At 69.5% G+C, this 13,479-nt stretch carries 15 protein-coding genes; 8 read left to right on the top strand and 7 right to left on the bottom strand.

Annotated elements, in window-relative coordinates:
• Nucleotides 1-93: 93 nt before the first annotated feature.
• Nucleotides 94-2,073, bottom strand: a complete 1,980-nt coding sequence (locus tag JI745_RS05805) for a S9 family peptidase (RefSeq protein ID WP_201804552.1) — start codon at nucleotides 2,071-2,073, stop codon at nucleotides 94-96.
• 132 nt (nucleotides 2,074-2,205) lie between these two features.
• Here JI745_RS05805 and JI745_RS05800 point away from each other — a divergent pair, with 132 nt between their 5' ends.
• From JI745_RS05800 to JI745_RS05775, 6 genes are all read left to right on the top strand, one after another.
• On the top strand, nucleotides 2,206-2,508 hold the full coding sequence (locus JI745_RS05800; protein WP_201804550.1) for a patatin-like phospholipase family protein: 303 nt from the start codon (nucleotides 2,206-2,208) through the stop codon (nucleotides 2,506-2,508).
• Nucleotides 2,484-3,221 (top strand): patatin-like phospholipase family protein, encoded by a 738-nt coding sequence (locus JI745_RS05795; RefSeq protein WP_201804547.1) that lies wholly within the window; start codon nucleotides 2,484-2,486, stop codon nucleotides 3,219-3,221. The genes JI745_RS05800 and JI745_RS05795 overlap by 25 nt, the downstream gene beginning before the upstream one ends.
• A 9-nt stretch (nucleotides 3,222-3,230) precedes the next feature.
• Nucleotides 3,231-4,103, top strand: coding sequence for an MBL fold metallo-hydrolase (locus JI745_RS05790; protein WP_201804546.1), 873 nt, complete (start codon nucleotides 3,231-3,233; stop codon nucleotides 4,101-4,103).
• A gap of 98 nt (nucleotides 4,104-4,201) precedes the next feature.
• Entirely contained in the window at nucleotides 4,202-4,474 is a 273-nt protein-coding gene (locus JI745_RS05785) for a hypothetical protein (protein WP_201804545.1), read from the top strand.
• 8 nt (nucleotides 4,475-4,482) lie between these two features.
• A complete protein-coding gene (locus JI745_RS05780) occupies nucleotides 4,483-4,653 on the top strand; it encodes a hypothetical protein (protein ID WP_201804544.1) in 171 nt (56 codons plus the stop codon).
• Nucleotides 4,654-4,726: 73 nt separating this feature from the next.
• A complete protein-coding gene (locus JI745_RS05775) occupies nucleotides 4,727-5,044 on the top strand; it encodes a hypothetical protein (RefSeq protein WP_201804543.1) in 318 nt (105 codons plus the stop codon).
• A gap of 5 nt (nucleotides 5,045-5,049) precedes the next feature.
• On the opposite strand, the gene JI745_RS05770 is transcribed toward JI745_RS05775, so the two are convergent.
• Complete coding sequence (locus JI745_RS05770) at nucleotides 5,050-5,565, bottom strand: DUF4142 domain-containing protein (RefSeq protein ID WP_201804541.1); 516 nt, start codon at nucleotides 5,563-5,565, stop codon at nucleotides 5,050-5,052.
• A 234-nt stretch (nucleotides 5,566-5,799) separates the two neighbouring features.
• Here JI745_RS05770 and JI745_RS05765 point away from each other — a divergent pair, with 234 nt between their 5' ends.
• Both JI745_RS05765 and JI745_RS05760 read left to right on the top strand, forming a co-directional pair.
• Nucleotides 5,800-7,326: an ATP-binding protein gene (locus JI745_RS05765; protein WP_201804540.1), complete on the top strand. Its 1,527-nt coding sequence runs from the start codon at nucleotides 5,800-5,802 to the stop codon at nucleotides 7,324-7,326.
• A 14-nt stretch (nucleotides 7,327-7,340) separates the two neighbouring features.
• The gene (locus JI745_RS05760) at nucleotides 7,341-8,729 is read left to right on the top strand and encodes a sigma-54 dependent transcriptional regulator (RefSeq protein WP_201804538.1); all 1,389 of its coding nucleotides are present in this window, start codon (nucleotides 7,341-7,343) and stop codon (nucleotides 8,727-8,729) included.
• Between the two features lie 67 nt (nucleotides 8,730-8,796).
• On the opposite strand, the gene JI745_RS05755 is transcribed toward JI745_RS05760, so the two are convergent.
• The 5 genes from JI745_RS05755 to JI745_RS05735 form a co-directional block, all read right to left on the bottom strand.
• The gene (locus JI745_RS05755) at nucleotides 8,797-9,003 is read right to left on the bottom strand and encodes a hypothetical protein (RefSeq protein ID WP_201804537.1); all 207 of its coding nucleotides are present in this window, start codon (nucleotides 9,001-9,003) and stop codon (nucleotides 8,797-8,799) included.
• A 166-nt stretch (nucleotides 9,004-9,169) separates the two neighbouring features.
• Nucleotides 9,170-9,931, bottom strand: coding sequence for a DUF2243 domain-containing protein (locus JI745_RS05750; RefSeq protein ID WP_201804535.1), 762 nt, complete (start codon nucleotides 9,929-9,931; stop codon nucleotides 9,170-9,172).
• Complete coding sequence (locus JI745_RS05745) at nucleotides 9,928-10,299, bottom strand: hypothetical protein (protein WP_201804534.1); 372 nt, start codon at nucleotides 10,297-10,299, stop codon at nucleotides 9,928-9,930. Before JI745_RS05745 ends, JI745_RS05750 begins: the two co-directional genes overlap by 4 nt.
• Nucleotides 10,300-10,384: 85 nt before the next feature.
• A complete protein-coding gene (locus JI745_RS05740) occupies nucleotides 10,385-10,792 on the bottom strand; it encodes a response regulator (protein WP_201804532.1) in 408 nt (135 codons plus the stop codon).
• Between the two features lie 9 nt (nucleotides 10,793-10,801).
• Entirely contained in the window at nucleotides 10,802-13,369 is a 2,568-nt protein-coding gene (locus tag JI745_RS05735; RefSeq protein ID WP_201804525.1) for a PAS domain S-box protein, read from the bottom strand.
• Between the last annotated feature and the right edge of the window lie 110 nt (nucleotides 13,370-13,479).

The raw sequence follows: 13,479 nt of genomic DNA, 5'->3' as shown, positions 1-13,479 counted from the left end.
TGGGGCCGGCTCAGCCTGTTCGTCTGCATGCCGCCTGCGACCAGCCGCCGCAGTTTCCAGCGCCACGGTCTTCGGGTCGTCGTTCAGAAGGCGCTAGGCCTTTTTCAGCGGCTGGTCGATCCAGCGGGTGAGCCAGCCCAGCCTGCGCTTCAGGGCATCGAGGCGATGCGAAGGCCGGCCGCTCTCCCAGAAGTGGTGGCTGCCGCCGGGGTAGAGCACCATCTCGGTCGGCGTGTCGCCGGCGCGCGCGATGGTGACGAAGAGCTCCTCCGACTGGCATTTCGGGCAGCGCTCGTCTTCCTTGCCCTGCAGGAAGAGCGTGGGCGTGCGCGTCTTCTGCACGTGCCGCATCGGCGAGAGCTTCACGCTCGTCTCGCGGTTGAGGAAGGGCTCGCCGCACATCGAATACGGGTCGGCGTGGTAGCCGCTGTCGGAGGTGCCGTAGTGCGTCTCGAGGTTGCCCACCGGGGCCAGCACCACGGCGCTGCGGAAGAGCTGCGTCTGCCCGATGGCCCACGCGCTCAGGTAGCCGCCGTACGACTTGCCGTTGATGGCCACCCGATCGTCGGCCAGGCCCTCGCGCTGGAGCGCCTTCACCGCGGCGATGTGCTGCTGCAGGTCGAGCTCGCCCCAGCGGCCGCGCAGGCGCGCCGAGAAATCGCGCCCGTAGCTGCTGGAGCCGGTGCAGTTGAGCGCGAGCACCGCCCAGCCCTGGTCGCACAGCACCGGCCAGTGTGGCGCCGAGGTGTAGGCCACGAGCACGTAGCTCGCGGGCCCGCCATGCACGTCGACCAGCAGCGGCACGCTCCCGCCCCGGTGATCGGCAGGCAGCATGAGCCAGCCGTCGATCTCTTCCTCGCCACCGCGGCCGTCGGGCACCTTGAAGCGGCGGATCTCCACGCGCGGCGGGCGGCGCTCGTGCCACCACGCGTTGAAGCGGCTGAGCACGCGCTCGTCGTCGCCGTTCCAGCGGCTCACGCGGATCTCCTGCGGCGAGGCCGGCGAGGTGGCCGTGTAGATGAAATGCTCGGGCGTCGCGACGAGGCTCTCCACATGCCGCTCGCCGCTCACGGCGACCGTGCAGCGCCCGCTGGGCACGTCGATCAGCACCACTTCCTGCAGGCCGTGGTGCGCGCGGATGCAGGCCAGGCGCCGGCCGTCCTTGGCCCAGCACGGGGCGGCGGGCACGACTTCGATGGACTCGTCGCCCAGCCCTTGCACCTGGCCGGTCTCCATCTCGATGTGCCACAGGCGAGCCTGTGCGTCGCCCTCGTCGAGCGCGCCCTGAAAGACGATCCTGCGCCGGTCTGGTGACCACGACGGGCTGCTCGCCGTGGCCTGCTGGTGCGTCAGCCGGCGCGCTTCGCTGCCATCGACGTTCATCACCCAGATGTCGGTGCAGTGCTGTGCATCCTCCCGGGTGCGCGAGTACGCGATGCGCCTGCCGTCGTGCGAGACGTCGAAGCCGCGTACCTCGTAATCGCCGCGGGTGAGCTGCTCGACGCTGCCGCGCTCGATGTCGATGCGAAAGAGGTGCACACGCTCGGCCAGCGTGTAGCCCATGCCGTCGAGCTCGTACGGGAGGCGCCATACCACCTCCGGGTCATCGGGCCCGCGGGGTGGGGGTGTCCCCTCGTTGTCGACGTTGCCGTGCGCATCCGGGTCCACCCGCACCGGCCCGGTGGCGAGCAGCGATCGGCCATCGGGATGCCACGCGAAGCTTTCTGCACCTTGCGGCAATTCCGGTAAAGCGCGTGCTTCGCCGCCTTCGCGGTCGATCACGAAGGGCTGTGGCGCGCCACCGGCGCGGTCGGAGAGAAAGGCGATGCGCCGGCCGTCGGGTGACCACTGCGGCTGCGCGTCGCGTGCGGTGCCGGGCGTGAGTTGCAACGGCTCGCCGCGGCCCTCGATGTTGAAGAGCCAGAGCGCCGAGCAATAGCCGTCGTCCTCGCGCTCAACGTGCTGCACATCGCAGACCACTTCATGGCGGGCTGGATTCGCGTGCAGCGTCTTGATCTGCTGGTGGAGAAAGATGTCTTCGGCGCGGAAGCGGGGGGTGTCGGACGCTGTCATGCCCGAGCTGTCGGCAAGCGATGTTCCGCGTAGGCCCACGCCGGCGCCGCGCACGCCGCTTGCCTGACGAAGGGCAGAGAGGAGTCACACCATGTGCACATCGATCCGCAAAGGCGCGTTGGAAGGAATCGCATGAAGACCGTCGTCGTCTTTCAGGGCGGAGGCGCGCTCGGCGCATTCGCCTCCGGCGTGTGGGAGGCGCTCGCACCCTGGCTGCGCGAGCGCGATGCCCGGCTCATCGGGCTGGCCGGTGCGTCCATCGGCGCGATCAACGCGGCCGTGGTCGCGCATCGCCTGCACGAGCCGGATCTCGGTGCCGGGTGCCTGAGCGCGCTGTGGCGAGAGCAGATCGCGAGCCCCTCGCTCCCGTTCTGCGGCTGGCCGATCGGTGACCACGACTGGCGCGCGCGTTGCGCAGCTGGAATGGTTTCCTGAGCGGCGTGCTGGTGGGCAATCGCGGCCTGTACCGGCCTTGTTATCACCGCTGGAACCCGTGGTATGGCCTGCAGCGTTTCGAGCGGCCTCTCTTCGACCGCAGCGCGATGCTCTCGCTCGTGCAGGCGCATGCGCCGGGCTATGCGAGCGCGCAGCGCGACGACCTGCCGCTGCTCGCCGCGGCCGCCACCGCGGTGGTGGATGGCGAGCTGCAGCTCTTCGACAGCGATGCCGCGACGATCGAGCCGATGCACCTGATGGCAAGCACGGCGATCCCGGTCCTCTTCGACCCGGTGACCATCGACGGCCGCGCCTACTGGGACGGCGAGCTGATGCGCGACTCGATGCTGCCGGCGCTCGTCGCGCGCCTGCGCACCACCGGCCGCCTGCAGGCGGGCGAGCCGCTTCGGCTGGTGACGATCGAGCAGCTGCCGCAGCGGCTGCCGGTCGTGCCGCGCTCCGGCGCCGAGATCACCTACCGCATGCTCAACCTGCTGCAGATCGCGAAGCTCGCGCCACGCGAGCTCGACGAGACCGGCGGCGTGCAGTGGCTGCGCATCCGCCGGCCGCCGCTCGAGCACGACGGCATCTCGGGCCAGTTCGACTACTCGCCCGAGCGCATCGAGCAGCTCGTCACCCAAGGCCGGCAAGCGGGTGATGCGGCGTTGCACGGCACCGCCGCCGCCGCGCCGCCTGCCGTGTCAGCGGCGTGAGGTACGCGCATGAAGATCCATCGCCTCAACTGCGTGTCGTCCTGCCCCCTGGGCGGGCGGCTGATGGACGGCCGCTCGGGCTCGGTCTTCGAGCGCGGCAGGCTGTGCTGCCACTGCCTGCTCGTCGAGTCGAACGACGGGCTGGTGCTCGTGGACACCGGCTTCGGCCTGCGCGATGTGGCCCACCCGAAGAGCCGCCTCAGCAGCTTCTTCCTGGCCATGCTGAGCCCGGACTTCCGCGAGGAGATGACGGCCGCGCGCCAGGTGCAGGCGCTGGGGCACAAGCTTGCCGACGTGCGCCACATCGTGCTCACGCACCTCGACTTCGACCACGCAGGCGGGCTCGACGACTTTCCGTTTGCGCAGGTGCACCTGCTGCGCCGCGAGCGCGACGAGGCCATGCGCCAGAGCACCTGGCTCGATCGCCAGCGCTACCGGCCGCAGCAGTGGAGCAGCCGCGAGCGCTGGCGGCTGCACGGCGTGACCGGCGGCGAGACATGGCTCGGCTTCCAGGGAGTCTGCACGGGGCAAGGATTGCCGCAAGGCGTGGCACTCGTGCCCTTGCCCGGCCACACGCACGGCCACGCGGGTGTGGCCGTGCGCACCCACCGCGGCTGGCTGCTGCAGGCGGGCGACGCGTACTTTCACCACCGCGAGATGGACGCCCAGCGGCCGTGGTGCACGCCGGGGCTGCGCCTCTACCAGACCTTGATGGAAAAGAGCCGCCGCCTGCGGCTGCAGAACCAGGCCCGCCTGCGCAAGCTCGTGCACGATCATCCCGAGGTGCAGGTGAGCTGCTCGCGCGACCCGGAGGAGTTCGAACGGCTCGCCGGCCACGCGCAAGGCGTGGCCATCCACGGCATGCCCTTCGTTGCACGCTGACGCGGTGACGTGCCGCGCCCACGGGTGCCGGCACATGGGTTGCCTCCTGTGAAATGTCCAGCACACATGTCGTGTGCGGCAAACCTCAGGAGATCGTCATGACTCAGCAACAGAACCGCAACCAGCAGGGCGGCCAGCAAGACCAGCAGCGCAATCAGCAGGGCAGCCAGCAAGACCAGCAGCGCAACCAGCAGGAGCAGCAAGGCGGCTCGCAGAACCAGCAAGGCGGTGGCAGCAAGAGCGGCCAGCAGCAGCAGGGCGGCTCGCAGAGCGGTCAGCAAGGTGGCCAGCAGCAGCGCAACGAAGGCAATCGTGAGCAGGAGCGCAACGAGAACCGCCAGGAGCGCAACGAGAACCGCGACGAGCGCTGAGCGCCACCATGGCCATGCCTGCCGCACCGACCGAGCCCGAGCCCCAGGAGCCTGGCGTGAGCCAGACCGGCGAGGCGCCGTGCCCGGCGTGCGGCGGCAGCGGCCGTCGTGACGACGGCGGCGAATGCCCGGGCTGCAAAGGAAGCGGCCTGGTGATCGTCACCGTCGGCGACGCGTAGGGCGGGCGGCTTGCCGCCCGCTTTGTCCACACACCCGCTTGCCGACCGGCGAGCTCACCCCAAGGAGGCCGGCATGGCCCTCAAGACTTTGACGCTGCTTCTCGCCGCCACCGGCATCGGTGTCGCGCTCTACAGGATGGGGCAACAGCGCTCCGCCACCCAGGACAGTTCGGCCGACGACGGCGACACATTGGCCGCCGAGCCATCGCCGCTGCTCTCGGCGTCGAAGCCCAATTTCGGCGAGCAGCTGCAGGACATGCAGCTGGCCAACGCCGGCATGGGCGCGGCGGGCAACTCGCCAAACGAGGATCTGCTGTCGCCACCGCGGGCCGACGAGCAGCAGACCGAAGAGATCCGGCCCGGGCTGCCCGACTTCGCCCGAGGCGCCTGACGTGCTTACTTGCTCGGTGCTGCGGTATCGAGCGCGCGCGCCATTTCCAGGTGGTGCTTGAGTGACGGCAAGGTCTTCTGCGCGAAGGCCTTGACCTCCGGGTCGGTGGCCTTGGCCGCGGCCTCCTCGAAGAGCTTGATCGTGTCTTCATGGGCCTTCACGCCGAAGGCCTTGGTGTAGCGCTGGTCGAACTTGTCGGCATCGCCCGCGTCGATCATCTTCAGCTCGCCCTTCTGCTTGAGAGACGGGCCGGTGGGCAGCTCCACCTTCTTGCTGGCGGCGAGCTGCTTGAGTTCGCCGTCGACCTTGGTGTGGTCGTTGACCATCGCATCGGCGAAGGCCTTGACGTCGGGGCGCTTGGCCTTCTGCTGTGCCAGCTTGCTGGCCTCGATCTCGGCGGCGCCGTTCTGGGCCGCCTGCTTCATGAAGGCGGCGTCCGAGCGGGCGAAGGCCGGCGTGGCGAGGGCGATGACGCCGGCGGCGAGCACGGCGCGGGTGACGAAGCGGGCTAGGGTGGTCATAGGTGGTTCTCCTGGGGTTGATACGTCCCGGGAATCGGCAAACCACATGCCCCTGGCGGTCGAGAGCGCGGCCCGTGCGATGCGCCCCCATCGACTGTGCGGGCATTTCCGAACTCCGCAAACTTTGCCGAACATCGCCGTGCCAGACACCGCGCACCTCGTGCGCCAGCGGGCGGCGCACAGGCGCGCCGATTGCCGGGGCTCATGAACGCGGCGCCCACCCAGCCACCAGCCATGACACCAGACTGCCTCACCGAACACCGCCTGCTCGATCTGGCTCAGGCAGACGGCTCGTTCGGCTATTTCACCTACCAGTTCGACACCGACTGCCTGCGCTGGAGCGCGGGCCTGGCCCAGCTCTTCAGCCGGCCGGCCGAGCGCCTGCAGACGCCCATTGCGGGGTGGCTCGCCGCCCTGGATCCCGAAACCCGCAACATCTTCCGCGAGAGCCTGGAGGCCGCCGTGGCCCGGCGCGCGGCGACCATGGCGTGGTCGGCCCGCCATGCGGCACCGGGCGGCCGCAAGCGCTGGCTCGATGGCCGCGTGTCCCTGCATTACGACGAGGCTGCGCGGCCGCACGAGATGGTGGGCGTGGTCTACGACACCACGGAGCGGCACGAGACCCGTCTCATGCAGGAGGTGCTGGTCGAAGGTGAGCGCGTGGCCCGCGCGCGCGCCGAGGCGGCACACCGCGCACATGACCAGATCCTGTCGATGCTCGGGCATGAGCTGCGCAACCCGCTGAGCGCCATCTCGGCCGGCGTCGAGGTGCTGCAGCGCCGTGGCGACGACGACCCCATCGCCCGCGAAGCGCAGGAGATCATCGCGCGCCAGACGCTCCACCTCGGCCACATGATGGCCGAGATGCTCGACGTGACGGGCGCCATGTCGGGCAAGCTGCGGCTGGAAAAGGAGCTCGCGCTGATGGGCTCAGTGCTCGAGCAGACCGTTCGCAAGCTCGAGCGAAGCGGCCGGGCGCCCGAAGGGCGCATCGTGCTGGACATACCCACGCTGTGGGTCGAGATTGACGTCGCCCGCATGGAGCAGGTGGTTACGCATCTGCTGGTCAACGCCATCACCTACACCCCCGACGAGTCGCCCATCGAGGTGCAGGCGCGTCAGGAGGCAGGCCAGGTGGTGGTGACGGTGGTCGACCATGGCCCCGGCATCGCGCCCGAGGTGCTGGAGCATGTGTTCGACCTGTTCGCGCAAGGCCAGCGGCCGCTCGACCGGCGCGCGGGCGGGCTCGGCATCGGCCTCACGCTGGTCAAGCGCCTGGTGGAGCTGCACGGCGGCACGGTGCGGGCCACCAGCTCGCGCGAGGGCAGCTGCTTCGAGATCCGCCTGCCGGTGGCCGAGGCGCCGGTGCACAGCGGCGGCAACGGCAGCCACGCGCGGGCCGCCGATCGTGCGCTGCGCGTGCTCGTGATCGAAGACAACGACGATGCGCGCTTCGCCCTGTGCAGCCTGCTCCAGCTCGACGGCCATGCCGTGACGTGGGCAGATGACGGGCCGTCGGGGCTCGAGAAGCTGGTCGAGCAGCGGCCCGAGGTCGCGATCGTCGACATCGGCCTGCCGCGCCTCGATGGCTTCGAACTCGCGCTGCGTGCGCGTGCCGCCGGATTCCCCGGCCTGATGATCGCCGTGTCGGGCTACGGCATGTTGCAGGACGCCCGCCGTGCCATGGGGTCGGGCTTCGATGCCCACATGCCCAAGCCGCTGGACGCTGCGAAGCTGCGCCGCCTGATGCTTTCGAAGTGAAGAAGAAGGATGCGATGAGCCGTGTACTGATCGTTGAAGACGATGAAGACGCCGCCAAGATGATGGCGGCCCTGGTGGCCGATGCCGGTTTCACGGTGGCCACCGCCAACAGCCTGCATGCCGCGCGGCGCCAGCTCGTGCTCGAGCAGCCCGAGCTGGTGCTGCTCGACCTGCAGCTGCCCGATGGCAGCGGGCTGTCGCTGCTCGAGTCGCCGGGGGCGATTGGCAATGCGCAGGTGGTGCTGATCACCGGCCATGCGTCGGTCGAGACCTCGATCCAGGCGCTGCGGCTCGGTGTGGCCGACTACCTGATCAAGCCGCTCAACACCGTGCAGCTCGACGGCGTGCTGTCGCGCATGACGCCGCCCTCGGCGCTGAAGGCCGAGCTGGGCCAGGTCACCGAGGAATGGAAGCGCAGCGGCCGCTTCGGCCACATGCTCGGGCGCAGCCCGCTGATGCAGCGGGTGCACGACCAGGTGGGCCGCGTGAGCGGCACGGCGGTCACGGTGCTCATCACCGGCGACAGCGGTACCGGCAAGGAGGTCGTGGCGCGCACCGTGCACGACCTGAGCCTGCGGCGCCGCGCGCCCTTCATGGCGGTGAACTGCGGGGCTATCTCGCCCCACCTGATGGAAAGCGAGATCTTCGGCCACGAGAAGGGCAGCTTCACCGGCGCCGAGCGGCAGCACATCGGCTTCTTCGAGCGCGCCCACGGCGGCACGCTCTTCCTCGATGAGGTGACCGAGATGGCGCCCGAGCTGCAGGTCAAGCTGCTGCGCGTGCTCGAGACCGGCACCTTCATGCGCGTGGGATCCACCGTGCGCCAGGAGTGCGACGTGCGCGTGATCGCCGCCACCAACCGTTCGCCCGAAGGGGCGGTGGAGAGCGGCCGCCTGCGCGAAGACCTCTACTACCGGCTCGCGGTGTTTCCAATCGACTTGCCGCCCCTGCGGCGGCGTGGCGACGACATCGAGCTGCTGGCCCAGCACTTCCTCGACGAGTTCAACCGCGCCGAGGGCACGAACAAGCGGCTCTCGCCCGAGGCGCTGGTCAAGCTGTCGCTCTACCGCTGGCCCGGCAACGTGCGCGAGCTGCGCAACGTGATACAGCGGGTCTTCGTCATGACCGACGGCCAGACCATCGGCCCCGAATGGCTGCCCACCAACGGCCCCATGCCGCGGCGCGAAGAGCACACCGGCGACGCGGTGAGCATCCCCATCGGCTGCTCATTGGCCGACGCCGAGCGCATGCTGATCCTCGCCACGATGAAGCACTACAACCACCACAAGGAGCGCGCGGCGGCTGCGCTCGGCATCAGCCTCAAGACGCTCTACAACCGCGTGAAGGACTACAACGGCAATCCGTCGCCGGACGAATCGGATTCACCGGCGTCCCTGGCCTAGCGGGGAAGGCAATAGAAAAGCGGGCATGCCCGCCAGGGGCAAGCCCGCCGCTCACGATCAACGGCGCTTAGCGGTTGTCGTTCCGCTCGTTGCGGTTCTGGTTGCGTTCCTGCTCGCGGTTCGCCTCGTTGCGCTGCTGGCCACCCTGCTGGTTCTGCGAGCCGCCTTGCTGCTCCTGCTGGCGTCCTTGCTGCTGGTTGCCCTGGTTGCTCTGGTTGCCTTGCTGTTGTTGATCTTGCTGGCCACCTTGCTGGCGGTTTTGGTTCTGGCTCATCACGATCTCCTTCAGTGATTGAATTGCCGGAGAAAGCTCCGGTCTCCCTGATGGGCAACCGACGTGCCTTTCGCGCCTCCGCGTATGGACCCAGGCGAGCGGGTACAGACGACGGGTTTTCTGCAGGAATTTCCAAGCGGAAAAGTTCCCCGCAGTTTCCCGGCCCTCAGGCGCGCGACCACGAGATGCAGCCCCAGGCTATCGCCGAGCTGCTGACGATCAACGCGCCCTTCCGGTATAGCGCGCGTGCCGCCTCCGGCTGCTCGAGCTTCACCGCCCAGAGCCCACCGGAGCGGTCGACCCAGAGCACGCGCGCATCGGCCTCGGCCAGCGCACGAAAGGCAGAGGCCGGGCTCACGCCAGGGGCAAACATGACCATGACCTCGCCCGCGTTGTCGCCCGGCGGCGAGGCCGCAACCGCCCCCGCGAGGAGGGTGGTGAAGGCGAGCGAGACCGCCGTGGCGCGGCCATCGCCCAGACCGGGCCCGCCCGCGCGGCGCAGCAGCCAGCCCCCGGCCAGCGGCACGATGCCGAAGACGGCGAACCAGAGCAGGTCCCACGCCAGTGGATGGGGCGAGTCGCTGCGCACGCGGTGGATGCCCAGCACCCAGTGCGACAGCACGGCGTCGATCACGTGCCAGGCGCCGAAGCCGATCAGCACCATGCCCACGAGCCATCGGCTGGCGCCGGGACCGGTCATCGCCGACCGGCCTCGCCACAGGCCCACGAGCGCGATCACCGCGATGACGTACATCAACGCGTGGAAAGCACCGTCGGCCAGCAGCTGCAGGCGTGCGTCGTCGACGGCGTCGACGTTCGACAGCAGGTGATGCCACTGCAGCACCTGGTGGAGCAGGATGCCGTCGAAGAAACCCCCGAGCGACAGCCCCAGCAGCAACGCCGGCCAGCGCCAGGGCCGTGGGCTCACGGTGCGCTCTTCTTCGCGCGTGCGGTCGGGGGTTGGATGCTCGGCGCCGCGGCTTCGGCTTCACCGTCGGCGGCGCCGGGTGGCAGCGGCTGGCCGCTCTGGGCCGACGCCGTCTGCGAGCCCAGCACGGCGCCCGTTGCTCCGCCGACCACGGCCCCCGCCAGGCTGCCCACGGGCCCGGCGGCGATGCCCGTCACCACGCCGGCCGCGGCGCCCGCTGCGGCACCCGCCATGGCGCCCATGGGGTGCGAGGCCAGTTGTTTGGCCGTGGAGGGGGTGTCGCTCTTCGCTTCTGGACGGGCCTTGTCTTCCTGGGCGCGTTTGTCTGCCGCAGCGATGCTGTCGGGCTTGTGATCGGTGCTCTTCATGCCGTACTCCTGTGTCAAGGGCGCGGCACCAGGTGGCCGCGCATGCCGTCCACAGGCAGGCGACATGCCGCGATGCGGCGAGCCTTCAGTCGGAGCGCTTGCCGAGTTCTCGCGAGGCTTCGGCCAGCAGGTGCTCGAGCTGCTCGATGTCCATCGGCTTGACGAGGTGATGCCGGAAGCCGGCTTCAAGGCTGCGGGCGCGGTCGCTGGCCATGCCGTAGCCGCTCATCGCGATGGCGTAGACCTCGTGCGGCAGGTGCACGCGCTTCAGCAGCTCCCATCCATCGCCATCGGGCAGCCCGATGTCGGACACCAGCACCTCGGGGTCGGCCTGGGGCAGGGCGTCGAGCGCCTCGTGCATGGAGGCAGCGCTCTTCACCTGGTGGCCCATCGAGGACAGCAGCATCGTCAGCATCAGGCGGCTGTCGTCATGGTTCTCCACCACGAACACGCGCAGCGGGGGGTTGGGGCGGTTTGGCGTCGGCGTACTCATGCGGGTGGCTCACGTCGCTGCCAGCGGCAGCTCAAGGGTGAAGGTGGCGCCCAGCCCACGCCCCGGGCTCGCCGCCCGCAACGTGCCGCCGTGCGCCTCGACGGTGGCTTTCGAGATCGACAGCCCGAGGCCCAGGCCCCCGAACTCGCGTGCCACCCAGGCCCCTCCCTGGATGAAGGCCTCGAAGATGCGGGGCAGGGCTTCGACATCGATGCCCATGCCGTTGTCCGACACCTCGATGCGGAAGCGCCCGTCATGCACCGAGGTGCCGATGCGGATGAGGCCTTGGGCGGGGGTGAATTTGGAGGCGTTCTTCAGCAGATTCCAGACGACCTGCTGCAGGCGGTGGGCGTCGCCGAGCGCCGTCGACACAGGGGCGTCGAGCGCCAGCGTCAGCTTCTGTGGCTTGGCCTGCAGGTCGTCGCTGCAGACCTCGACGGCGCTTCGGATGATCTCGTGCAGGTCGACCTGTTCGTGAGACATCTCCAGCGTGCCGCGCGAGATGCGGGTGATGTCGAGCAGGTCGTCGATCAGGTGCGACTCGACGCGGATGTTGCGGCGGATCAGCTCGAGCGCCTGGTGGGCGTCTTCGGGGATGTCCTTGCGGCGCGAGAGCAGCTGCAAGGCCATCACCGCGGGGGTGAGGGGCGTGCGCAGCTCGTGGGAGAGCACGGCGAGGAACTGGTCCTTCGCCACGTTGGCGGCCTCGAGCGCGGTGCGCGCGTTTTCGTTGTCGCGCAGGGCCTGTTCGAGGGCCTGCTGGTTGCGGCGCACGTCGGTCTGGTCGCGCAGGATCTTCACGAAGCCGGCGAGCTGGCCGCTGGCGTCGTGCATGGCCATCATCACACCGCTCGCCCACAGGCGGCTCCCGTCCTTGCGCACATGCCAGCGGTCGTCGCCCGCACGGCCCTCGGCCAGCGCCTGCCCGGCTTCGGCCGATGGCGCGCCCTCGGCCTGATCTTCCGGCGTGAAGATCATGTCGGCCGATCGGCCGATGGCCTCCTGCCCGGTGTAGCCGAGGATGCGTTGCGCGCCGGTGTTCCAGCCGGTGATGCGGCGGTCGAGGTCGGTGGTGAAGATCGCGTATTCGCGTGCGTTCTCGACCACCATGCGCAGGTGCTCTTCGCTGTTGCGCAGCGCGGATTCGGCCCGCTTGCGCTCGGTGATGTCGACGCACACCGCGATGGTCGCCTCGACGTGGCCGTGCGCGTCGGGCAGGCAGGTCACGCTGTTGTGCACCCACAGCTCGCTGCCATCACGCCGGAGCAGGCGCTTCTCGATCTCGAACGGCTCGTGCTGGTGCAGGAGCCGCGACATGCGCTGCTGGTGCAGCGGCAGGTCGTCGGGGTGGACGAGCGTCGCGACGTCGGCGCCCATGAGCTCCGATTCGGCGTAGCCGAGCAGCTGGCACATGCGCTCGTTGGCAAAGGTGAGCCGGCCTTCCAGGTCGAGCTGCACCACGCCCACGGTGGCCTGGTTGACGATGGCGCGGAAGCGCGCGTCGGCATTGAGCAGTGCCTCCTGCGAGCGCTTGCGATCGGTGATGTCGACGAAGGTGAGCACCACGCCGGCGATGCGGTCGTCGATGGTGCGGTAGGGCCGGATGCGGGCGAGGTACCAGTGGCCGCCGCGTTCGCCCACCTCGCGCTCCACCGTCGTGAGCGTCTCCAGCGCGCTCTTCGCATCGGCGCCGAGCGTGGGGTAGCGCAGCGGGCTGGTGAGGTCGGCCAGCGGGCGCCCCACGTCCGTCGCGATGAGGTGGAAGAGCGACACGGCCGACGGCGTGTAGCGCGTGATGCGCAGCTGCCGGTCGAGGAACACGGTGGCGATCGCCGTCGCGTCCATCAGGTTGTGCATGTCGCTGTTGGCATGCCCGAGCTCGTCGACCTTGCTCTTGAGCTCATGGTTGACGGTGGTCAGCTTCTCGCTGATCGACTGCAGGTCCCTGCGGCTCGTCTCCAGCTCCCCGGCGGCCGAGCGCAGCTCCTCGTTCATGGCCTGCAGCTCTTCGTTGCTGGCCTTCAGCTGCTCGGTGGAGGCTTCGTGCTGCTCCACCGTGTCTCGCAGCTGGGCCTTGAGCCGCTCGATCTCGCGGTCGAGCTGGCGTGCCACCGGGTCGAGGACGTGTACTTGGGCCGCTTCGTCGCCATCATGTGCCAGATCGGACGCCTCGGCCTGGAAGATCACGAGCATCAGGCCGGCGGCGATGTCGCGGGCCGGGAGCACGCGCATCGTGATCGCCATGCTGCCGTTGCCCAGGTCGGCCTGCACCCGCGGCACGGCCGAGGATTCGTTGTGTCGTGCGGCCTGGTCGAGCGCCGCGCGCAGCTCGACGCGCAGCGCGGGGTGCACCGCGTGCAGCAGGTTGCGGCTGGGCTCGCCGCCGCTGAACTGCAGGAAGCGGCCCGCCGCCGGCGAGAGGTGCAGGATGTCGTGTCCGGCATCGACCAGCACCGAGGGCGGCGCCAGGTGGTCGAGCAGGCGCAGGTGCACGTCGCCCCACGAGTCCGCGCGGCCTTCCGCCGACTTTCCCTGCGCCTTCTCGGCGTGGTGCAGGTGGCTCGGGTCAACGGTCATGCAGGGGTGGTCCTCGTTCCGTGGCGCGGTGCGGGCCTCGGTCGATCGATTATGGAGGGCAGCCCTTCGGCAACGACCCCTGCGCCGACACTGCTTCTGGGAATGGCGGA

It is taken from the genome of Piscinibacter sp. HJYY11 (assembly GCF_016735515.1).
GTDB lineage: Bacteria > Pseudomonadota > Gammaproteobacteria > Burkholderiales > Burkholderiaceae_C > Rhizobacter.
This window is presented reverse-complemented; position numbering and strand designations above follow the sequence as displayed.

Bases quoted from the DNA above. Each gene is read 5' to 3' on its own strand.
- JI745_RS05805 (WP_201804552.1), bottom strand. From the start codon at position 2,073: ATGACAGCGTCCGACACCCCCCGCTTCCGCGCCGAAGACATCTTTCTC.
- JI745_RS05800 (WP_201804550.1), top strand. From the start codon at position 2,206: ATGAAGACCGTCGTCGTCTTTCAGGGCGGAGGCGCGCTCGGCGCATTC.
- JI745_RS05790 (WP_201804546.1), top strand. From the start codon at position 3,231: ATGAAGATCCATCGCCTCAACTGCGTGTCGTCCTGCCCCCTGGGCGGG.
- JI745_RS05785 (WP_201804545.1), top strand. From the start codon at position 4,202: ATGACTCAGCAACAGAACCGCAACCAGCAGGGCGGCCAGCAAGACCAG.
- JI745_RS05780 (WP_201804544.1), top strand. From the start codon at position 4,483: ATGGCCATGCCTGCCGCACCGACCGAGCCCGAGCCCCAGGAGCCTGGC.
- JI745_RS05775 (WP_201804543.1), top strand. From the start codon at position 4,727: ATGGCCCTCAAGACTTTGACGCTGCTTCTCGCCGCCACCGGCATCGGT.
- JI745_RS05770 (WP_201804541.1), bottom strand. From the start codon at position 5,565: ATGACCACCCTAGCCCGCTTCGTCACCCGCGCCGTGCTCGCCGCCGGC.
- JI745_RS05765 (WP_201804540.1), top strand. From the start codon at position 5,800: ATGACACCAGACTGCCTCACCGAACACCGCCTGCTCGATCTGGCTCAG.
- JI745_RS05760 (WP_201804538.1), top strand. From the start codon at position 7,341: ATGAGCCGTGTACTGATCGTTGAAGACGATGAAGACGCCGCCAAGATG.
- JI745_RS05755 (WP_201804537.1), bottom strand. From the start codon at position 9,003: ATGAGCCAGAACCAAAACCGCCAGCAAGGTGGCCAGCAAGATCAACAA.
- JI745_RS05745 (WP_201804534.1), bottom strand. From the start codon at position 10,299: ATGAAGAGCACCGATCACAAGCCCGACAGCATCGCTGCGGCAGACAAA.
- JI745_RS05740 (WP_201804532.1), bottom strand. From the start codon at position 10,792: ATGAGTACGCCGACGCCAAACCGCCCCAACCCCCCGCTGCGCGTGTTC.
- JI745_RS05735 (WP_201804525.1), bottom strand. From the start codon at position 13,369: ATGACCGTTGACCCGAGCCACCTGCACCACGCCGAGAAGGCGCAGGGA.